The sequence below is a fragment of the Pseudomonas sp. NPDC089407 genome (assembly GCF_044900445.1).
GTDB lineage: Bacteria > Pseudomonadota > Gammaproteobacteria > Pseudomonadales > Pseudomonadaceae > Aquipseudomonas.
Map to the genome: position 1 here is coordinate 103927 of NZ_JBJDNB010000015.1, position 21403 is coordinate 125329.

General features: G+C 62.1%; 17 protein-coding genes and 4 tRNA genes. 20 read left to right on the forward strand and 1 reads right to left on the reverse strand.

The genetic code is table 11. From position 1 onward, the window contains the following. Positions 1–143 precede the first annotated feature (143 nt). The 13 genes from acs (at position 144) to astE (ending at position 14892) form a co-directional block, all read left to right on the forward strand. Complete coding sequence (acs, locus tag ACI2KG_RS13900; protein ID WP_400613688.1) at positions 144–2105, forward strand: acetate--CoA ligase; 1962 nt, start codon at positions 144–146, stop codon at positions 2103–2105. Between the two features lie 507 nt (positions 2106–2612). Next, complete coding sequence (locus tag ACI2KG_RS13905) at positions 2613–3398, forward strand: ABC transporter substrate-binding protein (protein WP_012273569.1); 786 nt, start codon at positions 2613–2615, stop codon at positions 3396–3398. A gap of 88 nt (positions 3399–3486) precedes the next feature. Then, positions 3487–4176: an ABC transporter permease gene (locus ACI2KG_RS13910; protein ID WP_400613690.1), complete on the forward strand. Its 690-nt coding sequence runs from the start codon at positions 3487–3489 to the stop codon at positions 4174–4176. Continuing rightward, on the forward strand, positions 4173–4871 hold the full coding sequence (locus ACI2KG_RS13915) for an ABC transporter permease (protein ID WP_400613692.1): 699 nt from the start codon (positions 4173–4175) through the stop codon (positions 4869–4871). Before ACI2KG_RS13910 ends, ACI2KG_RS13915 begins: the two co-directional genes overlap by 4 nt. Positions 4872–4893: 22 nt before the next feature. Next, on the forward strand, positions 4894–5658 hold the full coding sequence (locus ACI2KG_RS13920) for an ABC transporter ATP-binding protein (RefSeq protein ID WP_016711851.1): 765 nt from the start codon (positions 4894–4896) through the stop codon (positions 5656–5658). 99 nt (positions 5659–5757) lie between these two features. Beyond that, on the forward strand, positions 5758–6738 hold the full coding sequence (gene argR / locus ACI2KG_RS13925; RefSeq protein ID WP_404662295.1) for a transcriptional regulator ArgR: 981 nt from the start codon (positions 5758–5760) through the stop codon (positions 6736–6738). A 512-nt stretch (positions 6739–7250) separates the two neighbouring features. Beyond that, positions 7251–8471 (forward strand): aspartate aminotransferase family protein, encoded by a 1221-nt coding sequence (locus ACI2KG_RS13930; protein WP_404662296.1) that lies wholly within the window; start codon positions 7251–7253, stop codon positions 8469–8471. A 135-nt stretch (positions 8472–8606) separates the two neighbouring features. Next, positions 8607–9626, forward strand: a complete 1020-nt coding sequence (gene aruF / locus ACI2KG_RS13935; RefSeq protein ID WP_404662297.1) for an arginine/ornithine succinyltransferase subunit alpha — start codon at positions 8607–8609, stop codon at positions 9624–9626. Positions 9627–9704: 78 nt separating this feature from the next. Beyond that, positions 9705–10733, forward strand: coding sequence for an arginine N-succinyltransferase (gene astA, locus ACI2KG_RS13940; RefSeq protein WP_400613703.1), 1029 nt, complete (start codon positions 9705–9707; stop codon positions 10731–10733). Beyond that, on the forward strand, positions 10734–12197 hold the full coding sequence (astD, locus tag ACI2KG_RS13945; protein ID WP_404662298.1) for a succinylglutamate-semialdehyde dehydrogenase: 1464 nt from the start codon (positions 10734–10736) through the stop codon (positions 12195–12197). A 23-nt stretch (positions 12198–12220) separates the two neighbouring features. Beyond that, positions 12221–13570 (forward strand): N-succinylarginine dihydrolase, encoded by a 1350-nt coding sequence (gene astB / locus ACI2KG_RS13950; protein WP_404662299.1) that lies wholly within the window; start codon positions 12221–12223, stop codon positions 13568–13570. A gap of 13 nt (positions 13571–13583) precedes the next feature. Further along, the gene (locus ACI2KG_RS13955; protein WP_404662300.1) at positions 13584–13874 is read left to right on the forward strand and encodes a topoisomerase II; all 291 of its coding nucleotides are present in this window, start codon (positions 13584–13586) and stop codon (positions 13872–13874) included. Positions 13875–13884: 10 nt separating this feature from the next. Beyond that, positions 13885–14892 carry a succinylglutamate desuccinylase gene (gene astE, locus ACI2KG_RS13960; protein WP_404662301.1) on the forward strand — a complete coding sequence of 336 codons (1008 nt, stop codon included), beginning with the start codon at positions 13885–13887 and terminating at the stop codon, positions 14890–14892. A 21-nt stretch (positions 14893–14913) separates the two neighbouring features. Here astE and ACI2KG_RS13965 read toward each other — a convergent pair whose 3' ends face one another. Further along, the gene (locus tag ACI2KG_RS13965; RefSeq protein ID WP_404662302.1) at positions 14914–16191 is read right to left on the reverse strand and encodes a M91 family zinc metallopeptidase; all 1278 of its coding nucleotides are present in this window, start codon (positions 16189–16191) and stop codon (positions 14914–14916) included. Between the two features lie 266 nt (positions 16192–16457). On the opposite strand from ACI2KG_RS13965, the gene alaS reads away from it, so the two are divergent. The 7 genes from alaS (at position 16458) to ACI2KG_RS14000 (ending at position 21400) form a co-directional block, all read left to right on the forward strand. Then, positions 16458–19082, forward strand: coding sequence for an alanine--tRNA ligase (alaS, locus tag ACI2KG_RS13970; protein ID WP_404662303.1), 2625 nt, complete (start codon positions 16458–16460; stop codon positions 19080–19082). Between the two features lie 83 nt (positions 19083–19165). Next, complete coding sequence (locus tag ACI2KG_RS13975) at positions 19166–20401, forward strand: aspartate kinase (RefSeq protein WP_201204924.1); 1236 nt, start codon at positions 19166–19168, stop codon at positions 20399–20401. A gap of 166 nt (positions 20402–20567) precedes the next feature. After that, positions 20568–20756, forward strand: a complete 189-nt coding sequence (gene csrA, locus ACI2KG_RS13980) for a carbon storage regulator CsrA (RefSeq protein ID WP_003254503.1) — start codon at positions 20568–20570, stop codon at positions 20754–20756. A gap of 72 nt (positions 20757–20828) precedes the next feature. Next, positions 20829–20919, forward strand: a tRNA-Ser gene (locus ACI2KG_RS13985). 106 nt (positions 20920–21025) lie between these two features. Continuing rightward, positions 21026–21102, forward strand: a tRNA-Arg gene (locus ACI2KG_RS13990). Positions 21103–21173: 71 nt separating this feature from the next. Continuing rightward, positions 21174–21250, forward strand: a tRNA-Arg gene (locus ACI2KG_RS13995). A gap of 73 nt (positions 21251–21323) precedes the next feature. After that, positions 21324–21400 (forward strand) — tRNA-Arg (locus ACI2KG_RS14000). Positions 21401–21403: the final 3 nt, after the last annotated feature.

The following is a 21403-nucleotide window of genomic DNA, read 5'->3' on the forward strand; positions in this document are numbered from 1 at the left end:
CTGTTCGGGCTGTAATGCGCATGCCAGAGCGCTCTGCCGGAACGGGCGTACCAAATTACTACCAACGTCGAATGGCTTTTGGCGCTCTGGTACAGTTACAAACGGTTCCATACAAAAACAACTATTACACCGAGGTAACACAGATGAGTGCGGCTCCACTGTATCCCGTTCGTCCCGAGGTTGCGGCCACTACCCTGACCGACGAGGCCACCTACAAGGCCATGTACCAGCAATCGGTGATCAACCCGGACGGCTTCTGGCGCGAGCAGGCCCAGCGTATCGACTGGATCAAGCCGTTTACCAAGGTCAAGCAGACCTCCTTCGACGACCACCACGTCGATATCAAATGGTTCGCCGACGGCACTCTGAACGTTTCCTCCAACTGCCTGGACCGCCACCTCGAAGAGCGCGGTGACCAGTTGGCCATCATCTGGGAGGGCGACGACCCTTCCGAGCACCGCAACATCACCTACCGCGAACTGCACGAGCAAGTCTGCAAGTTTGCCAACGCCCTGCGTGGCCAGGACGTGCACCGCGGTGACGTGGTCACCATCTACATGCCGATGATTCCCGAAGCCGTGGTCGCCATGCTGGCCTGCGCCCGTATCGGCGCAATCCATTCGGTGGTGTTCGGCGGTTTCTCGCCCGAGGCGCTGGCCGGCCGTATCATCGACTGCAAGTCCAAGGTGGTGATCACGGCCGACGAAGGCTTGCGTGGTGGGCGTCGTACCCCGCTCAAGGCCAACGTCGACCTGGCGCTGACCAACCCGGAAACCAACAGCGTGCAGAAGATCATCGTGTGCAAGCGCACCGGCGGCGACATTGCCTGGCACCAGCACCGCGACATCTGGTACGAAGACCTGATGAAAGTGGCCTCCAGCCACTGCGCACCGAAGGAAATGGGTGCCGAGGAAGCGCTGTTCATCCTTTACACCTCTGGCTCCACCGGCAAGCCGAAGGGTGTGCTGCACACCACCGGCGGTTACCTGGTGTATGCCGCGCTGACCCATGAGCGCGTGTTCGACTACCGCCCGGGCGAGGTCTACTGGTGCACCGCCGACGTGGGCTGGGTCACCGGTCACAGTTATATCGTCTACGGCCCGCTGGCCAACGGTGCCACCACCCTGCTGTTCGAGGGTGTGCCCAACTACCCGGACATCACCCGTGTGTCGAAGATCGTCGACAAGCACAAGGTCAACATCCTCTATACCGCGCCAACCGCCATCCGCGCCATGATGGCCGAGGGGCAGGCCGCCGTTGAGGGGGCCGATGGCTCCAGCCTGCGCCTGCTGGGCTCGGTGGGTGAGCCGATCAACCCCGAAGCCTGGAACTGGTATTACAAGACGGTAGGCAAGGAGCGTTGCCCGATCGTCGATACCTGGTGGCAGACCGAGACTGGCGGCATCCTGATCAGCCCGCTGCCGGGCGCTACCGGCCTCAAGCCGGGTTCGGCGACCCGCCCGTTCTTCGGCGTGGTGCCGGCGCTGGTCGACAACCTGGGCAACCTGATCGACGGTGCTGCCGAAGGCAACCTGGTGATCCTCGACTCCTGGCCGGGCCAGTCGCGTTCGCTGTACGGCGACCACGACCGCTTCGTCGATACCTACTTCAAGACCTTCCGTGGCATGTACTTCACCGGTGACGGTGCGCGTCGCGACGAGGACGGCTACTACTGGATCACTGGCCGTGTGGACGACGTGCTCAACGTATCCGGGCACCGCATGGGCACTGCCGAGATCGAAAGCGCAATGGTTGCGCATTCGAAGGTGGCCGAGGCTGCGGTGGTCGGTGTGCCGCACGACATCAAGGGGCAGGGCATCTATGTGTATGTCACCCTCAATGCCGGTGTCGAGGCCAACGAACAGCTGCGCCTGGAACTGAAAAACTGGGTGCGCAAGGAAATCGGCCCGATCGCCTCGCCGGATGTGATCCAGTGGGCGCCGGGGCTGCCAAAAACCCGTTCGGGCAAGATCATGCGCCGCATCCTGCGCAAGATTGCCACCGGTGAGTACGACGCGCTGGGCGACATCTCGACCCTGGCCGACCCGGGCGTAGTGCAGCACCTGATCGATACCCACAAGGCGATGAACCTGGCTTCGGCCTGATAGCAGGGCCGCGCCCGCTCCCACAGGTTGGTGCAGCCACCCATAACCCCGCCCGGGCAACCGGCGGGGTTTTTGCTTTACTGTTACCCGACAACCATCGGTAACCGTTCTGTCACCGCTCCCGCACACTATCGGGGCGCCAGGAAACAAAACGGGCTCGTTTCGGTGCATTTGTGCCGTCATTTTGTGCAACACAGCACGCTACACTTGCCGTCGTACAAGGCTTTGCCAATAATAGGCCCAGGAATTGCTAGGTCTATAGGTTCTATTTCTTGCGCTCTTGCATGTTTTGCAATAGCTGTCAACATCGCCCGCGGCGGTTTCAAGCGCTTCTGTAAGTAGTTGTCGCTTTGAAGAAATATCGACTACCGGGCTGTCGTTAAAATGCCACTCACTCGCTCGTGGTATGCGGCCTTGGTCGAACCCTGCGCGGCTCGCGTTGTACCCATTCGCATATCGGGCAGCCGTTACCTGCCTTGTATTGCCCCGTACCGATGGAGTTACCTGATGAAGAAGCTCGCACTGCTTGGCGCCCTGGCGCTGTCCGTGTTTTCCCTGGTATCGCAGGCCGATGAAAAACCGTTGAAAATCGGCATCGAGGCCGCTTACCCACCCTTCGCCTTCAAGCAACCCGACGGCAGCATCGCCGGCTTCGACTACGACATCGGCAACGCCCTGTGCGAAGAGATGAAAGCCAAGTGCACCTGGGTTGAGCAAGAATTCGACGGCCTGATCCCGGCGCTGAAAGTGCGCAAGATCGACGCCATCCTGTCGTCCATGTCGATCACCGACGACCGCAAGAAGTCGGTCGACTTCACCAAGCGCTACTACCTGACCCCGGCGCGCCTGGTCATGAAAGACGGCACCACCGTCAGCGACAGCCTGGATGAACTCAAGGGCAAGAAGATCGGCGTGCAGCGTGGCTCGATCCACGACCGCTTCGCCAAGGAAGTGCTTGGCGCCAAGGGTGCCACCGTCGTGCCTTACGGCACCCAGAACGAAATCTACCTGGACGTGGCAGCCGGTCGCCTCGATGGCACCGTGGCGGACGCCACCCTGCTGGAAGACGGCTTCCTGAAAACCGACGCCGGCAAGGGCTTTGCTTTCGTAGGCCCGGCCTTCACCGACGCCAAGTACTTCGGTGATGGCATCGGCATTGCCGTGCGCAAGGGTGACAAGGCCAACGTCGACCGCATCAACGCGGCCATCGACGCCATCCGTGCCAACGGCAAGTACAAAGAAATCGAGAAGAAGTACTTCAACTTCGACATCTACGGTCCAGACTCGAACTAAGACGTCGGGTTTCACCTGTGCAATGGTGCAAACAGCAGAGGCTCTGAGGTTTGCACCATTTTTCATTCTTTAGGTCGAGGACCTCATCATGTTGAAAGGCTACGGGGCAGTCATCCTCGACGGGGCGTGGCTGACGCTACAGCTCGCCCTGTCGTCGATGGCCCTGGCCATCGTACTCGGCCTGATCGGTGTGGCGCTGCGCTTGTCGCCGGTGCGCTGGCTGGCCTGGCTGGGTGACCTGTATTCCACGGTGATCCGTGGCATTCCGGACCTGGTCCTGATCCTGCTGATTTTCTACGGCGGGCAAGACATCATCAACCGGGTGGCGCCGCTGCTCGGCTACGAAGACTACATCGACCTGAACCCGCTGATCGCCGGTATCGGCACGCTGGGCTTCATCTTTGGCGCCTACCTGTCGGAAACGTTCCGCGGTGCCTTCCTGGGCATTCCCAAGGGCCAGGCCGAGGCCGGCATGGCCTATGGCATGAGCCCGCGCCAGGTGTTCTTCCGCATTCAGGTGCCGCAAATGATTCGCCTGGCAATCCCGGGCTTCACCAACAACTGGCTGGTACTGACCAAGGCCACTGCGCTGATCTCGGTCGTCGGCCTGCAGGACATGATGTTCAAGGCCAAACAGGCGGCCGACGCCACCCGCGAGCCTTTCACCTTCTTCCTGGCGGTGGCGGCGTTGTACCTGGTGCTGACCAGTGTCTCGCTGCTGGCCCTGAAGTATCTGGAACGCCGCTACTCGGTAGGCGTCAAGGTGGCTGAACTATGATCTTCGATTACAACGTCATCTGGGAGGCGCTGCCGATGTACTTCGGCGGCCTGCTGACCACCCTCAAACTGCTGGCGATTTCCCTGTTCTTCGGTCTGCTCGGGGCCGTTCCCCTGGGGCTGATGCGGGTCTCCAAGCAGCCTGTGGTCAACCTTGTTGCGTGGCTTTACACCTACGTGATCCGCGGCACGCCGATGCTGGTGCAGCTGTTCCTGATCTACTACGGCCTGGCCCAGTTCGAGGCGGTGCGCGAGAGTATCTTCTGGCCGCTGCTGTCCAGCGCCACCTTCTGCGCGTGCCTGGCGTTCGGTATCAACACCAGTGCCTACACCGCCGAGATCATCGCCGGCAGCCTCAAGGCTACGCCGCATGGCGAGATCGAAGCGGCCAAGGCGATGGGCATGTCGCGCATGAAAATGTACCGCCGCATCCTGCTGCCATCGGCCCTGCGCCGGGCACTGCCGCAGTACAGCAACGAAGTGATCATGATGCTGCAGACCACCAGCCTGGCGTCGATCGTCACCCTGATCGACATCACCGGTGCGGCACGCACGGTCAATGCCCAGTACTACCTGCCTTTCGAGGCCTATATCACGGCGGGCGTGTTCTACCTGTGCCTGACCTTCATCCTGGTGCGCCTGTTCAAGATGGCCGAACGCCGCTGGCTCGGCTACCTGGCGCCGCGCAAGCACTGACCGCTTTGTGAGAATCGACAGCATGTACAAACTCGAAGTCCAAGACCTGCACAAGCGCTACGGCAGCCATGAAGTGCTCAAGGGTGTGTCGCTGGCGGCCAAGGCCGGCGACGTCATCAGCATCATCGGCTCCAGCGGTTCGGGCAAGTCGACCTTCCTGCGCTGCATCAACCTGCTGGAGCAGCCGCACGCCGGCAAGATCCTGCTCAACAACGAGGAGCTGAAGCTGGTCGCCGGCAAGGACGGCGCGCTGAAGGCTGCCGACCCGCGCCAACTGCAGCGCATGCGCTCGCGCCTGTCGATGGTGTTCCAGCACTTCAATTTGTGGTCACACATGACCGCGCTGGAAAACATCATCGAAGCGCCGGTGCACGTGCTGGGCGTAAACAAGAAGGAAGCCCTGGAAAAGGCCGAGCATTACCTGGCCAAGGTCGGTGTCGCCCACCGCAAGGACGCCTTCCCGGGGCACATGTCCGGTGGTGAGCAACAACGTGTGGCAATTGCCCGTGCGCTGGCCATGGAGCCAGAGGTTATGCTGTTCGACGAGCCGACCTCGGCGCTCGACCCGGAGCTGGTCGGCGACGTGCTGAAGGTGATGCAGGCGCTGGCCCAGGAAGGCCGGACCATGGTGGTGGTCACCCACGAAATGGGTTTTGCCCGTGAGGTGTCCAACCAACTGGTGTTCCTGCACAAAGGCCTGGTGGAAGAAACCGGCTGCCCCCGTGAAGTGCTGGCCAACCCGCAGTCGGAGCGCCTGAAGCAGTTCCTCTCCGGCAGCCTGAAGTAAAAGCTGCATTTTTGCACCAGAATAGGGCATGCTGCGCGGCGAGCGCAGCCTGACCCGGCGCACAGACTCGAACGACATCAGGTTTCGGACCCGTACCCTATGACCACCCAGCGAATCGGTTTTCTCATTTGGCCCAGCACCAGGGCTTTGACCCTGGCGCTGGCCGAGGAAGTGTTGCAGGTGGCGCAGCGGGTGCACCCGGATGTGGTCTATGAACTGGCTTTCCTGCAGGCCGAGCCAGCGCCGGAAGGTGCCTGGCGCTTGCCGGGCGAGCCGTGGAACGGCCGGCTGGAAGGTTGCCACAAGCTGTTCCTGCTGGCTGACGAGCCGCCTGCGGCGTTGGGTGCTGCCTTGTCAACGGCACTCAAGCAACTGGCCCGCAGTGGCTGCATGATCGGTGGCCTGTCTGCCGGGGTGTATCCGTTGGCCATGCTGGGCCTGCTCGAGGGTTACCGGGCGGCGGTGCACTGGCGCTGGCAGGATGATTTTGCCGAACGCTTCCCCAAGGTCATCGCTACCAGTCACCTGTTCGACTGGGACCGCGACCGCCTGACCGCCTGCGGCGGCATGGCTGTGACCGACCTGCTGCTGGCAGTGCTGGCCCGTGACCATGGCGCGGAGCTGGCAGGGGCGGTGTCGGAAGAGCTGGTGGTCGAGCGCATCCGTGAGGGTGGCGAGCGCCAGCGCATTCCGCTGCAGAATCGCCTGGGCTCCAGCCATCCCAAGCTGACCCAGGCGGTGTTGTTGATGGAAGCCAACATCGAAGAGCCGCTGACCACCGACGAAATCGCCCAGCATGTGTGCGTGTCGCGCCGGCAGCTGGAGCGCATCTTCAAGCAGTACCTGAACCGCGTACCGAGCCAGTATTACCTCGAGCTGCGGCTGAACAAGGCGCGGCAGATGCTGATGCAGACCAGCAAATCGATCATCCAGATCGGGCTGTCCTGTGGTTTTTCCTCGGGGCCGCATTTTTCCAGTGCGTACCGCAACTTCTTTGGGGCTACGCCGCGGGAAGACCGCAACCAGCGGCGTAGTAGCAGCCCGTTCGAGCTGAGTTCGGCGCCTGCTGAAAAGGGCTGAGATTTTGATTGGGCCTGGGGTGCATGCCTTGGGTTTGATGGTGGGGCCGAAATCGAGCGCCGCCCGCGCGGCGCTTCGCGGGGCAAGCCCGCTCCCACATTTGTTTCGGGCCAGTCCATCCTGCTAAGTCACCTCTGTCCGCCTTGTTTGTTCCCTTCGATATCGAAGGGGGTGCTGCTGCTCTTCATCAATCTCCAGGCATGCGCCAAGGGGGGGGCGCGCGCCGGTGGGTGCAGGAGGGACTGGCCCGAAACAAATGTGGGAGCGGCCTTGTGCCGCGAAGCGCCGCGCGGGCGGCGCTCGATCTGTCAGGCACCACAAGAATACCGGCGAACATTCCCGTACACTGCGCGATTGCGACAGTGTTTGTCGCATTGCCGAAAGCCTTGTCAAAACTGGGTTTTGCGCTGTAACAAGTTGTCGCTTGGCCGCAAGGACAGGCGCGGATCAGTCCTTACAATCCCCCCATCGCTCGCCACTTCCAGGCCAGCGTTCCTCTTCAGGAGACTCAGATGTCCGTTGAGCAAGCCCCGGTGCAACGTGCCGATTTCGACCAGGTCATGGTCCCCAACTATTCTCCGGCGGCCTTCATTCCTGTGCGAGGCGAGGGTTCCCGTGTCTGGGACCAGTCCGGTCGCGAGCTGATCGACTTTGCCGGCGGTATCGCGGTCAACGCCTTGGGCCATTGCCACCCGGCGCTGGTCAAGGCCCTGACCGAGCAGGCCAACACCCTCTGGCACGTCTCCAACGTTTTCACCAACGAGCCGGCCCTGCGCCTGGCGCACAAGCTGGTGGACGCTACCTTTGCCGACCGTGCGTTCTTCTGCAACTCCGGGGCCGAGTCCAACGAGGCTGCCTTCAAGCTGGCCCGTCGGGTTGCCCATGACCGCTTCGGCCCGGAAAAGCACGAAATCATCGCCACCGTGAACAGCTTCCACGGCCGTACCCTGTTTACCGTCAGCGTCGGCGGCCAGCCGAAGTATTCCGACGGCTTCGGCCCGAAGATCACCGGTATCAGCCACGTGCCTTACAACGACCTGGAAGCGTTGAAGGCACAGATTTCCGACAAGACCTGCGCCGTGGTGATTGAGCCGATCCAGGGCGAGAGCGGCGTGGTACCGGCCGACAAGGCCTACCTGGAAGGCGCGCGCAAGCTGTGTGACGAGCACAACGCCCTGCTGATCTTCGACGAAGTGCAGACGGGCGTGGGCCGTACCGGTTCGCTGTACGCCTACCAGCACTATGGCGTGACCCCGGACATCCTGACCAGCGCCAAGAGCCTGGGCGGCGGTTTCCCGATTGGCGCCATGCTGACCACCACCGAGCTGGCCAAGCACCTGGCCGTTGGCACCCATGGCACCACCTACGGTGGCAACCCGCTGGGCTGCGCCGTTGCCTGCGCCGTGCTGGATGTGGTCAACACACCGGAAACCCTGGCTGGCATCAAGGCCAAGCATGCGCGTTTCAAAACCCGCCTGGAGCAGATCGGCCAGAAGTACAACCTGTTCAGTCAGGTACGTGGTGTTGGCCTGCTGCTGGGTTGCGTGCTGACCGAAGCCTGGCAGGGCAAGGCCAAGGACGTACTCAACGCCGCCGAGAAAGAAGGCGTGATGGTGCTGCAGGCCGGCCCGGATGTGGTTCGCTTTGCGCCAAGCCTGGTGGTTGAAGACGCCGATATCGATGCAGGCCTGGACCGCTTCGAGCGCGCCGTGGCCACCCTGACCCAAGGCTGATCCGCCTGCGGTCCCTTCGCCGGCCCCAGCCAAGGCTGTACCAGGCCGGCGATACCCGATTCCACAGCAGGTGCACATGCGCCTGCCGTTTTTCCGTGCCGCCATGAGCGGCCCGTATTCCAAAGGAGTGACACCATGCTGGTGATGCGCCCCGCGCAAATGGCTGATCTGAACGAAGTGCAGCGCATGGCTGCAGACAGCCCCATTGGTGTCACCTCGCTGCCGGACGACACGGCTCGCCTGGGCGACAAGATTGCCGCCTCCGAGACTTCCTTCGCCGCCGAGGTCAGCTTCAACGGTGAGGAAAGCTACTTCTTCGTGCTCGAAGACAGCGAAACCGGCAAGCTCGCCGGCTGCTCGGCCATCGTTGCTTCAGCGGGCTACTCCGAGCCGTTCTACAGCTTTCGTAACGAGACCTTTGTGCACGCCTCGCGCGAGCTGAAGATCCACAACAAGATTCACGTGCTGTCGCTGTGTCACGATCTGACCGGCAACAGCTTGCTGACCAGCTTCTATGTGTTGCCAGAGCTGGTGAACAGTGGTTGGGCCGAGCTCAATTCGCGCGGCCGCCTGCTGTTCATGGCTGCGCACCCGGAGCGCTTCGCCGACTCGGTGGTGACCGAGATCGTCGGTTACAGCGACGAGCAGGGCGAATCGCCGTTCTGGGATGCCATCGGCCGCAATTTCTTCGACCTCAACTATGCCCATGCCGAGCGCCTGTGCGGCCTGAAGAGCCGTACCTTCCTTGCCGAACTGATGCCGCACTACCCGATCTACGTGCCACTGCTGCCTGACCTGGCGCAGGAAGCCATGGGCCAGGTGCACCCGCGGGCGCAGATCACCTTCGACATCCTCATGCGCGAAGGCTTCGAGACCGAGCACTACATCGACATCTTCGACGGCGGCCCGACCCTGCATGCCCGCACCTCGGGCATCCGCTCGATCGCCCAGAGCCGGGTAGTGCCGGTAAAGATCGAAGAGGCGCCGGCCAAGGGCGGGCGCCCGTATCTGGTATGCAACGGCCAGCTGCAGGACTACCGCGCGGTGCTGCTGGACCTCGACTGGGTGCCTGGCAAGCCGGTCAGCCTGAGCGTGGCAGCAGCCGACGCGCTGGGCGTGGGCGAGGGTGCCAGCGTGCGCCTGGTGGCGGTCTGAGGTCTGGCAACAGACGTTTCGGGATTGATGCGTTAGCAGAGTTTCGCGCCGGCCGATGCCGCCGCACAAGGAGATAGCATGATCGTTCGTCCTGTACGCAGCAGCGATTTGCCTGCGTTGATCGAATTGGCACGCAGCACCGGCACCACCGGGCTGACCACGCTGCCGGCCAACGAAGAGCGCCTGGGGCATCGTGTTGGCTGGGCGGAAAAAAGCTTCCGTGGCGAAGCCGAGCGTGGCGACACCGACTACCTGTTCGTGCTCGAAAACGACGAGGGCATGGTGGTGGGCATCAGTGCCATTGCCGGTGCCGTCGGCCTGCGTGAGCCCTGGTACAACTACCGGGTCGGCCTGACGGTCAGTGCTTCGCAGGAGCTGAAGATCTACCGCGAAATCCCCACGCTGTTCCTGGCCAACGACCTGACGGGCAACTCCGAGCTGTGCTCGCTGTTCCTGCGCAGCGACTACCGCTCCGGCCTGAATGGCCGCCTGTTGTCGCGAGCGCGCATGCTGTTCATCGCCGAGTTCCCTGAGCTGTTCGGCAAGAAGATCATCGCCGAAATGCGTGGCATGTCTGACGAGCAGGGTCGCTCGCCGTTCTGGGAAAGCCTGGGCCGGCACTTCTTCAAGATGGAGTTCAGCCAGGCCGATTACCTGACCGGCGTAGGCAACAAGTCGTTCATTGCCGAACTGATGCCCAAGTTCCCGCTGTACACCTGCTTCCTGTCCGAGGCGGCGCGCAGCGTAATTGGCCGCGTGCACAAGGACACCGAGCCGGCGCTGGCCATGCTCAAGCAGGAAGGCTTCAACTACCAGGGCTACGTCGACATTTTCGACGCAGGCCCCGCCATCGAATGCGACACCGCCAAGATCCGTGCCGTGCGCGAAAGCCAGACCCTGGTGCTGGCAATCGGTACGCCGGGCGATGACGCCACCCCTTACATCATCCACAACCGCAAGCGCGACGACTGCCGCATCACAGCGGCACCTGCGCGGCTGGCCGCCGGCACCCTGGTGGTCGACCCGCTGACCGCCAAGCGCCTGCGCATGGGCGCTGGCGACAACGTGCGCGCCGTGCCGCTGTCGGCTAGCCGGGAGGCCCAGTAAATGACCACGCATTACATTGCGGGCAATTGGCAGGCTGGCCAGGGCGAAACCCTGCAGTCGCTGAACCCGGTGACCCAGGCCGTGATCTGGCAAGGGCAGGGTGCCGACGCCAGCCAGGTTGACGCTGCCGTAAAAGCAGCCCGCCAGGCATTCCCGGCCTGGGCGCAACTGAGCCTGGAGGCGCGTATCGATGTGCTGGAAAAATTTGCTGCGCAGTTGAAAGCGCATGCCGAAGCCATGGCCCAGTGCATTGGTGAGGAAACCGGCAAGCCGCTGTGGGAATCGGCGACCGAAGTCACCAGCATGATCAACAAGGTGGCGATCTCGGTGCAAAGCTACCGTGAGCGCACCGGTGAAAAGAGCGGCCCGCTGGCCGATGCCACGGCAGTGCTGCGGCACAAGCCGCATGGCGTGGTGGCGGTGTTCGGCCCCTATAACTTCCCCGGCCACTTGCCTAACGGCCATATTGTGCCGGCACTGCTGGCGGGCAACTGCGTGGTGTTCAAGCCCAGCGAGCTGACGCCCAAGGTCGCCGAACTGACCGTCAACTGCTGGAACGCCGCCGGCCTGCCTGCGGGGGTGCTGAACCTGGTGCAGGGCGCGCGCGAAACCGGCGTGGCGCTGGCTGCCAACCCGGGTATCGATGGGCTGTTCTTCACCGGCTCCAGCCGCACCGGCAACCTGTTGCACCAGCAGTTCGCCGGCCGCCCAGACAAGATCCTGGCCCTGGAAATGGGTGGCAACAACCCGCTGGTGGTGGACGAGGTCAAGGACATCGATGCAGCGGTGTACACCATTATCCAGTCGGCCTTCATTTCCGCTGGCCAGCGCTGCACCTGCGCACGGCGCCTGCTGGTACCGCAAGGTGCCTGGGGGGATGCGCTGATCGCGCGCCTGGTCGAGGTCTGTAAAACCATCACGGTGGGGGCGTTCGATGAACAGCCGGCGCCGTTCATGGGCTCGGTCATTTCGCTGCAGGCGGCGCGGGCGCTGATGGCGGCACAGGCCGAGCTGGCCGCCAACGGTGGCGTAAAGTTGCTGGAAATGACCCAGCCGCAGGCCGATGCCGCGCTGCTGACCCCGGGTATTGTTGATGTCACCGCGGTGGCTGGGCGCCCGGATGAGGAGTTCTTCGGCCCGCTGCTGCAGGTGATCCGCTACGCCGACTTCGATGCTGCCATCGATGAAGCCAACAACACCCAGTACGGCCTGGCTGCAGGCTTGTTGTCCGACTCGCGCGCCCGCTACCAGTACTTCTGGCTGCGCAGCCGCGCCGGCATCGTCAACTGGAACAAGCAGCTGACCGGTGCCGCCAGCAGTGCGCCGTTCGGCGGCGTGGGTGCCAGCGGCAACCACCGCGCCAGTGCCTATTATGCGGCCGACTACTGCGCTTACCCCGTGGCTTCGCTGGAGACCGCCAGCCTTGCCTTGCCGGCGACCCTGACGCCGGGCGTCACCCTATAACAACAGGTCACGGAGCCTAGCCGATGAAATCCTATGAAGTGAATTTTGATGGCCTGGTGGGGCCTACCCACAATTACGGCGGCCTGTCCTACGGCAACGTGGCTTCGCAAAGCAACAGCCAGCAGGGGTCCAACCCGCGCGAAGCCGCGCGCCAGGGCCTGGCGAAGATGAAGGCCCTGGCCGACATGGGCTTCAAGCAGGGCGTGCTGGCGCCGCAGGAGCGCCCGGATGTAGCCGCGCTGCGCCGCCTGGGCTTCAGCGGCAGCGATGCCGAAGTCATCCAGCGCGCCGCCAAGGAGGCCATGCCGCTGCTGGTAGCCAGCTGCTCGGCGTCTAGCATGTGGGTGGCCAACGCTGCCACGGTCAGCCCCAGCGCCGACACCGCCGATGGCCGCGTACATTTCACCGCCGCCAACCTCAACTGCAAATACCACCGCAGCATCGAACACCCGACCACCAGCCGCGTGCTGGGCGCCATGTTCAACAACGAGAAACACTTTGCCCACCACGCGGCGCTGCCGGCCGTGGCACAGTTCGGTGACGAGGGCGCGGCCAACCATACGCGCTTCTGCCGTGACTATGGCGAGGCAGGCGTGGAGTTCTTCGTCTATGGCCGCAGTGCGTTCGACAGCCGTTACCCGGCGCCACAGAAATACCCGGCCCGGCAAACCCTGGAGGCCTCGCAGGCGGTGGCCCGGCTGCACGGGCTGAGCGATGACGGTGTGGTCTACGCTCAACAGAACCCGGCAGTGATTGACCAAGGTGTGTTCCACAATGACGTGATTGCGGTGGGCAACGGCGAAGTGCTGTTCTACCACGAGGACGCGTTCCTCGACACCGACACAGTACTTGGCCAGCTGCGAGCTAAACTGGCCAGCAAGGGTGGCAACTTCCAGGCCATCTGCGTACCACGGGCAGCGGTGGCGGTGGAGGACGCAGTGCGTTCCTACCTGTTCAACAGCCAGCTGCTCAGCTGCGACGACGGTTCCATGCTGCTGGTGGTGCCGGAAGAATGCCGCAACAACGAGCGGGTCTGGGCGTACCTGGGCCAGCTGACCCGCCAGGGTGGCGCGGTGAAGGAGGTCAAGGTTTTCGACCTCAAGCAGAGCATGCAGAACGGCGGTGGCCCGGCTTGCCTGCGTTTGCGCGTGGCTTTGAAGGAAACGGAACTGGCGGCGGTCAACCAAGGCGTTATCATGACCGCCCCGCTGTACGACACCTTGCTGCAGTGGGTCGACAAGCACTACCGCGACCGCCTCGTCGAGGCGGACCTGGCCGACCCGCAGTTGCTGGTTGAGTGCCGTACGGCACTGGACGAATTGACCCAGATCCTGAAGTTGGGCTCGGTGTACCCGTTCCAACGCCAACCTTGAAGAGAGAATTGTAATGACCGACGCCCTGCGCCTGATCCTTGAAGATGAAGACGGCACCCAGCTGGAAACCTCCTGCACCCGTTTCGCCGTGGTGTGGCAAGGCAAGGAAGTGTGGATTCAGCAGGACGGCCGTGGCCAGCTGCTGATCGGTGTGGATGTTGACGAAAACGACACCGAGTACGCCAACCTGCTGCTGCGCCCGATGGCCACCAACCTGGTCAGCCTGCAGCTGGAAATGGAACCGGCTGAAGTTGGCGAAGACGACGATCACGTCCATGGCCCCGACTGCGGCCACACACACTAAGGAAGTTCCTATGCTTGCCCTTGGCAAATTGCTTGAGCTGACCCTCACCGATCACGAACCGGCCGAGAAGACCCAAGTGACACCCAAGGGCGCGCGTTTGCGCTGGCTGGGGGAGGGCGCGCTTGAGGTGCGCCCGGCCGAGAGCGAGGATTGCGGGCTGGACCTGCTGTTGTCCGCTGGCATCCACGGCAACGAAACGGCACCGATCGAATTGCTGGAACGGCTGCTGCACGGCGTGGCCAACGGCACGATCAAGCCGAAGGCGCGGCTGCTGTTCCTGTTCGGCAACCCGGCTGCTATCCGCAAGGGCGAGCGCTTTATCGAGCAGGACATCAACCGCCTGTTCAACGGCCGCCACGAGCTGTCCAGCGGCTTCGAGGCATTGCGTGCTGCCGAACTGGAACAGTTTGCCCGGGTGTTCTTCAGCAAGCCGGGGCGCAACCGCCTGCACTACGACCTGCATACGGCTATCCGTGGTTCCAAGATTGAGCAATTCGCGCTGTACCCTTATAAAGAAGGGCGCAAGCATTCCCGTCGCGAGCTGGCGCGGCTGGCGGCAGCGGGCATGGAGGCGGTGTTGCTGCAGAGCAAGTCGTCGATCACCTTCAGTGCCTTTACCTACGAAAAACTGGAAGCAGAAGCCTTCACCCTGGAACTGGGCAAGGCCCGCCCGTTCGGCCAGAACGAGCAGGTCAACCTGGACAAGCTTGAAGAACGGCTGATCCGCATCATCGAAGACACCGAGCCAGAAGACCAAGGCTCGCTGGACGGCCTGCAGCTGTTCAGTGTCTCCCGCGAGATCATCAAGCACAGCGACAGTTTCCACCTGCACTTGCCGGCGAACATCGAGAACTTCTCCGAGCTGAGCAAGGGCTACCTGCTGGCCGAAGACCTGGCCGAGATGCGTTGGGTGGTCGAGGAGGAGGGCGCGCGCATCATCTTCCCCAACCCCAAGGTCAAGAATGGCCTCAGGGCAGGGATTCTCATCGTACCCGACTCTGGTCAGCGACTAGGCTGAGCTGGCCGCAATGGATGGGGCTCAAGGCTGTGTGCGAAGCTCCAGCTGCAGCGCCTGACGTAGCCCGTTCTCGGTGAAGGCGGGTGGGTTGGTGTTCAGAGCGGTGCTGGTGTCAAACTTGAACGTGCGGTCGGTGGGCAAGCCGATGCTTTGTAGCTGCAGGTTGTCTACCGGGTAAGCGCCATTTTTGCCTTGAACCTCTGTCTGGCCCGGAAAGACGGTTCCCGTCATCGAGTTCCAGCCTTGGCACAGGCAGCGATACAGGTCGAGCAGTGGCAGTTGTGCAGTGGTCGACCAGTTGGGGTTGTATGTGAGGGTGCCGCCGCTGTAGCCCCAGCTGCTGCGGCTTTCGTCGATTATGAAGTGGTCTTCGTCTTCATCTTGTTCGTTGTCGCTGGGTGTATAAGTGGTGAGCTGGTGCCTGGACGCTTCGGTCACGTTGATCGGGTTTCCAGACTGCCCGGCTTTGTGATCCAGGCCTGCCAGTAGCGCCTGGCCACAGGGTAGTTTGCGCATCAACTCCAGCGCATCCTCGATTGACTGCCTGAATTCATCGCTACCGGTCACTTGCACGCCGATGCTGCCCAGCGCCTGATATTCGGCTGCTACAGGTTGGGCCAGCCGTGCGTCGTCTTCTGTATTGCGATAGAGCGCGCTCTTGGACGAGGCCTGGCCCAGCAGGCAATGACCGGTGACGTTGACAATCGCGTCACCCTTGTCGATGAACACCGGGCCGCTACCGACGACAATCTGGTGCATGCCTGTGTGCGCATCGATGTGGACGATGCCTGCGCCTGTCTCGATTCTGTTGTTGTTCCCAATCATGTCGATCAGTACCGGTTTTTTCACCTCTGGGGCGATGACCACGGAGTGCTGCCCGTCAGTGAGGCGAATGGCAATGGCTTCAGCCGTACGCGCGGCGACCATGAAGACTGCATCGTTGATGGTCACCTCCAGCAGGCATTCGCGTACGGCAATACGCACGCGCTTTTGCTGCTCACCCGAACGCAGGTCGCGTGGGGCTACGCCGAAAACCAGCAACTCGCTGCTTTGTGTGACTCGACGGTAGCGTCGACCCAGTGGATAAGTGCGCTCCAGAGTGATTCGGACATTTTCGTCACCCTGGAAGTACCTGACCTCGGTCTGCTGCTGTGGGTTGTCTGCATTGTCGAAGGCGGCCTGGCCATGACCAGGTTGGCGATCGTCGATGTAATAGATGGGGTTAGGGTTGGCCAGGGTAGTCCCGGGGGCTACCGGGTGTGGGTCCGAGTGGAGTTTGGACAGATTCAGCTCAGGCATTATGTGCTCCGGCATCAAGGATGGAGGGGCAGCATCTCGTTGGGCCGGGGGCTTCAGGTGTTGCTTATGTACAGCCAGCGGGGGCCTGGCAGGCCTGCAGAGCGGCTTTGGCGCTGTCCGTGAACGGCTTTTCACCCGCCGATTGCTGTTCTGGTGTACAAACACACTGTATCTCCCGTTCAGGCTGGATATAATGGCGCCCTTTGCCGTCGTTTCGTCGATTCGACGTATTAGCCCAAACGGCCGCCGTTTCCGTGGAAGAACCTATGAAAAGCGCAGAAATCCGTGAAGCCTTCCTTCGCTTCTTCGAAGAGCAGGGACATACCCGAGTCGCCTCCAGTTCGCTGATTCCGAACAACGACCCGACCCTGCTGTTCACCAACGCAGGCATGAACCAGTTCAAGGACTGCTTCCTCGGCGCGGAGAAGCGTGCCTACACCCGTGCGGTCAGCAGCCAGAAGTGCGTGCGCGCCGGTGGCAAGCACAACGACCTGGAAAACGTCGGCTACACCGCGCGGCACCATACCTTCTTCGAAATGCTGGGTAACTTCAGCTTCGGCGACTATTTCAAGCGCGACGCTATTACCTTCGCCTGGACCTTCCTGACGTCGGAAAAATGGCTGAACCTGCCCGAGGAAAAGCTCTGGGTCACCGTCTACGCCACTGACGACGAAGCCTACGACATCTGGACCAAGGAAGTCGGCGTGCCAGCCGAGCGCATGGTGCGCATCGGCGACAACAAGGGCGCCCCTTACGCCTCCGACAACTTCTGGACCATGGGCGATACCGGCCCGTGCGGCCCGTGCACCGAAATCTTCTACGACCACGGCGCGGACATCTGGGGCGGCCCACCCGGCTCGCCAGAAGAAGACGGCGACCGCTATATCGAGATCTGGAACAACGTCTTCATGCAGTTCAACCGCACCGCCGACGGCGTGCTGCACCCGCTGCCAGCGCCATCGGTAGACACCGGTATGGGCCTGGAGCGCGTCAGCGCTGTGCTGCAGCACGTGCACTCGAACTACGAGATCGACCTGTTCCAGAACCTGCTGGCCGCCGCAGCCAAGGCCATTGGCTGCAGCAATGACGGCCAGGCCTCGCTGAAAGTGGTCGCCGACCACATCCGTTCGTGCGGCTTCCTGATTGCCGACGGCGTGCTGCCGTCCAACGAAGGCCGTGGCTACGTGCTGCGCCGCATCATTCGCCGCGCTTGCCGCCACGGCAACAAGTTGGGTGCCAAGGGCAGCTTCTTCTACCAGATCGTGGCCGCCCTGGTCGCCGAGATGGGCGAAGCCTTCCCGGAGCTGAACAGCCAGCAAGCGCACATCGAGCGCGTGCTCAAGGCTGAAGAAGAGCAGTTCGCCAAGACCCTGGAGCAGGGCCTGCGCATCCTCGAGCAGGACCTGGCCCAGCTGCAAGGCAACGTGGTACCGGGCGACGTGGTGTTCAAACTGTATGACACCTACGGCTTCCCGATGGACCTGACTGCGGACATCGCCCGTGAGCGCGAGCTGACCATCGACGAAGCCGGCTTCGAACGTGAAATGGACGCCCAGCGCGAGCGTGCCCGTTCGGCCAGCGCCTTCGGCATGGACTACAACAGCCTGGTCAAGGTTGACAGTGCCACCGAGTTCCTCGGTTACGACACCACTGAAGGCCAAGGCAAGATCATCGCCCTGTACAAGGACGGCCAGGCCGTCGACCAGCTGGGTGAAGGCGAGCAGGGCGTGGTCGTGCTCGACCGCACGCCGTTCTACGCCGAATCCGGTGGCCAGGTGGGTGACAGCGGTTTCCTGCAGGCTGGCGCGGCACGCTTTGACGTGCGCGACACCACCAAGACCGGCGGCGCTTTCCTGCACCACGGTGTGGTTGCCAGCGGTGCGCTGCTGATCGGTTCGCCGGTCGAGGCCAAGGTCGATGCCGAGGTGCAGCACGCCACCTCGCTGAACCACTCGGCCACCCACCTCCTGCATGAAGCGCTGCGCCAGGTATTGGGCGAGCACGTACAGCAGAAAGGCTCGCTGGTCGACAGCCAGCGCCTGCGTTTCGACTTCAGCCACTTTGAAGCGGTGAAGCCGGAGCAGATCAAGCAGCTGGAAGACATCGTCAACCGCGAAGTACGCAAGAACTCCGCCGTTGAAACCGAGCTGACCGACATCGAAACTGCCAAGGCCAAAGGCGCCATGGCGCTGTTCGGTGAGAAGTACGGCGACACCGTGCGCGTGCTGAGCATGGGCGGCGATTTCTCGGTGGAGCTGTGCGGCGGTATCCACGCCAAGCGCACCGGTGATATCAGCCTGTTCAAGATCATCAGCGAAGGCGGCGTGGCCTCTGGCGTGCGCCGTATCGAAGCAGTCACCGGCGCCGCTGCGCTGGCCTACCTGAACGCTGCCGAAGAGCAGGTCAAGGAAGCCGCGCAACTGGTCAAGGGTAACCGTGACAACCTGATCGACAAGCTGTCGGCTGTGCTCGAGCGCAACCGCCAGCTGGAGAAGCAGCTGGAACAGCTGCAGGCCAAGGCTGCCAGCGCCGCCGGAGACGATCTCTCCAACGCGGCCGTTGAGGTCAAAGGTGCCAAGGTCCTCGCCGCCCGCCTGGATGGGCAGGATGGCAAGGCCCTGCTGGCCCTGGTCGATCAGCTGAAGAACAAGCTCGGCCACGCAGTGATCCTGCTGGGCAGCGAGCATGAGGGCAAGGTCGTGCTGGTGGCCGGCGTGACCAAGGACCTCTCCAGCCAACTCAAGGCTGGCGATCTGATGAAACAAGCCGCTGCGGCAGTGGGTGGCAAGGGCGGTGGCCGTCCGGACATGGCCCAGGGTGGTGGCGTCGATGTCGCTGCACTGGACCAGGCCCTGGCGCTGGCCGTGCCATTCGCAGAGCAGGGACTTTGAGATGAAGGGGCGGGCGGTCTAGTCGCTCGCCCCTCATGTTGGATTGTTTTTTGGGGCCCTGTATGGGCTGAGGCACCATTGAAATGGCGTTGATCGTACAGAAATTTGGCGGCACCTCTGTCGGTTCCATCGAGCGGATCGAGCAGGTTGCCGAAAAGGTCAAGAAACACCGTGAAGCGGGCGACGACCTGGTGGTTGTGCTGTCGGCCATGAGCGGTGAAACCAATCGCCTGATCGACCTGGCCAAGCAGATTACCGATCAGCCGGTTCCGCGTGAACTGGATGTGATCGTGTCGACCGGGGAGCAGGTCACCATTGCCCTGCTGACCATGGCCTTGATCAAGCGTGGTGTGCCAGCGGTGTCCTACACCGGCAACCAGGTGCGCATTCTCACCGACAGCTCGCACAACAAAGCGCGCATCCTGCAAATCGACGACCAGAAGATTCGTGCCGACCTGAAGGAAGGCCGTGTGGTGGTGGTTGCAGGTTTCCAGGGCGTCGACGAGCACGGCAGCATCACCACCCTGGGCCGCGGTGGCTCCGACACCACCGGCGTGGCCCTGGCGGCGGCGCTGAAGGCTGACGAGTGCCAGATCTACACCGATGTAGATGGCGTCTACACCACCGACCCGCGCGTCGTGCCACAGGCCCGTCGCCTGGAGAAGATCACCTTTGAAGAAATGCTGGAAATGGCCAGCCTCGGTTCCAAGGTGCTGCAGATCCGTTCGGTGGAGTTCGCCGGCAAGTACAACGTTCCGCTGCGCGTGCTGCACAGCTTCAAGGAGGGTCCGGGTACCCTCATTACCATTGATGAAGAGGAATCCATGGAACAGCCGATCATTTCCGGTATCGCCTTCAACCGTGATGAAGCCAAGCTGACCATTCGCGGCGTGCCGGACACCCCGGGCGTGGCCTTCAAGATCCTCGGCCCGATCAGCGCTTCGAACATCGAAGTGGACATGATCGTGCAGAACGTTGCCCACGATAACACCACCGACTTCACCTTCACCGTGCACCGCAACGAGTACGAGAAGGCGCAGAGCGTGCTGGAAAACACCGCCCGCGAAATCGGTGCCCGTGAAGTGATCGGCGACACCAAGATCGCCAAGGTCTCGATCGTTGGCGTCGGCATGCGCTCGCACGCCGGTGTGGCCAGCCGCATGTTCGAGGCCCTGGCCAAGGAGAGCATCAACATCCAGATGATCTCCACCTCCGAGATCAAGGTTTCGGTCGTGATCGAAGAGAAGTACCTGGAGCTGGCCGTGCGCGCGCTGCATACCGCGTTCGAGCTTGATGCTCCTGCCCGACAGGGCGAGTAAGGCGCTGCCTGGAAGGGCGCGGCTGATGCCGCGCCCTTCGCGTTTCTGCTCGCCACGCAGGCCCTGTCCTGCCCTGTGTGGCGCGTAACCAGGGCCAGGTCGTCGTCCGCGACCGGCCCTGACACCCAAGACTGTTACCCCTGAATGTTTGCGTAAGGAGAAAGCTATGTTGATTCTGACTCGTCGGTGCGCCGAGAGCCTGATCATTGGAGACGGCGAGATCACCGTGACGGTGCTCGGCGTCAAAGGCAACCAGGTGCGTATTGGTGTCAGCGCCCCGAAAGAAGTGGCTGTTCACCGCGAGGAAATCTACCTGCGGATCAAGAAGGAGAAGGATGAAGAGCCAAGCCTTTAATTTTTTTGAAGTTTTTTTCAAAAAAAGGGTTGCAAAGGTGAAAGAGGTTCTTTAATATTCGCCTCGTGTTGCGGTGAGGTGGCCGAGTGGCCGAAGGCGCTCCCCTGCTAAGGGAGTATACCTCATAAGGGTATCGGGGGTTCGAATCCCCCCTTCACCGCCATTATTTGCGTAGGGCGCTGTAAGCGGTAAGAACGCTAAGTAGTTGTTTTTAAACGAAAACGTTCTTGCAAAAATGTTTCAGCGACCTATAATGCGCGGCAAGACACGGACTCATAGCTCAGCTGGATAGAGTACTCGGCTACGAACCGAGCGGTCGCAGGTTCGAATCCTGCTGAGTCCGCCACTTTTGAAGTGGCTTTGTTTGCAAGGCTGCTTCAATCAACCAGCGGTATCTGGTCTAAAACTGCCAATCGCGGACTCATAGCTCAGCTGGATAGAGTACTCGGCTACGAACCGAGCGGTCGCAGGTTCGAATCCTGCTGAGTCCGCCACTTTCTTGAAGTGGCTCTGCTTGCAAAGCTACTTCAGTCAACCAGCGGTAACTGGTTTAAAACTGCCAATCGCGGACTCATAGCTCAGCTGGATAGAGTACTCGGCTACGAACCGAGCGGTCGCAGGTTCGAATCCTGCTGAGTCCGCCACTA

What these genes read in the sequence shown, in the direction of transcription:
- acs (WP_400613688.1), top strand. Translation starts at nt 144, where the DNA reads ATGAGTGCGGCTCCACTGTATCCCGTTCGTCCCGAGGTTGCGGCCACT.
- ACI2KG_RS13905 (WP_012273569.1), top strand. Translation starts at nt 2,613, where the DNA reads ATGAAGAAGCTCGCACTGCTTGGCGCCCTGGCGCTGTCCGTGTTTTCC.
- ACI2KG_RS13910 (WP_400613690.1), top strand. Translation starts at nt 3,487, where the DNA reads ATGTTGAAAGGCTACGGGGCAGTCATCCTCGACGGGGCGTGGCTGACG.
- ACI2KG_RS13915 (WP_400613692.1), top strand. Translation starts at nt 4,173, where the DNA reads ATGATCTTCGATTACAACGTCATCTGGGAGGCGCTGCCGATGTACTTC.
- ACI2KG_RS13920 (WP_016711851.1), top strand. Translation starts at nt 4,894, where the DNA reads ATGTACAAACTCGAAGTCCAAGACCTGCACAAGCGCTACGGCAGCCAT.
- argR (WP_404662295.1), top strand. Translation starts at nt 5,758, where the DNA reads ATGACCACCCAGCGAATCGGTTTTCTCATTTGGCCCAGCACCAGGGCT.
- ACI2KG_RS13930 (WP_404662296.1), top strand. Translation starts at nt 7,251, where the DNA reads ATGTCCGTTGAGCAAGCCCCGGTGCAACGTGCCGATTTCGACCAGGTC.
- aruF (WP_404662297.1), top strand. Translation starts at nt 8,607, where the DNA reads ATGCTGGTGATGCGCCCCGCGCAAATGGCTGATCTGAACGAAGTGCAG.
- astA (WP_400613703.1), top strand. Translation starts at nt 9,705, where the DNA reads ATGATCGTTCGTCCTGTACGCAGCAGCGATTTGCCTGCGTTGATCGAA.
- astD (WP_404662298.1), top strand. Translation starts at nt 10,734, where the DNA reads ATGACCACGCATTACATTGCGGGCAATTGGCAGGCTGGCCAGGGCGAA.
- astB (WP_404662299.1), top strand. Translation starts at nt 12,221, where the DNA reads ATGAAATCCTATGAAGTGAATTTTGATGGCCTGGTGGGGCCTACCCAC.
- ACI2KG_RS13955 (WP_404662300.1), top strand. Translation starts at nt 13,584, where the DNA reads ATGACCGACGCCCTGCGCCTGATCCTTGAAGATGAAGACGGCACCCAG.
- astE (WP_404662301.1), top strand. Translation starts at nt 13,885, where the DNA reads ATGCTTGCCCTTGGCAAATTGCTTGAGCTGACCCTCACCGATCACGAA.
- ACI2KG_RS13965 (WP_404662302.1), bottom strand. Translation starts at nt 16,191, where the DNA reads ATGCCTGAGCTGAATCTGTCCAAACTCCACTCGGACCCACACCCGGTA.
- alaS (WP_404662303.1), top strand. Translation starts at nt 16,458, where the DNA reads ATGAAAAGCGCAGAAATCCGTGAAGCCTTCCTTCGCTTCTTCGAAGAG.
- ACI2KG_RS13975 (WP_201204924.1), top strand. Translation starts at nt 19,166, where the DNA reads ATGGCGTTGATCGTACAGAAATTTGGCGGCACCTCTGTCGGTTCCATC.
- csrA (WP_003254503.1), top strand. Translation starts at nt 20,568, where the DNA reads ATGTTGATTCTGACTCGTCGGTGCGCCGAGAGCCTGATCATTGGAGAC.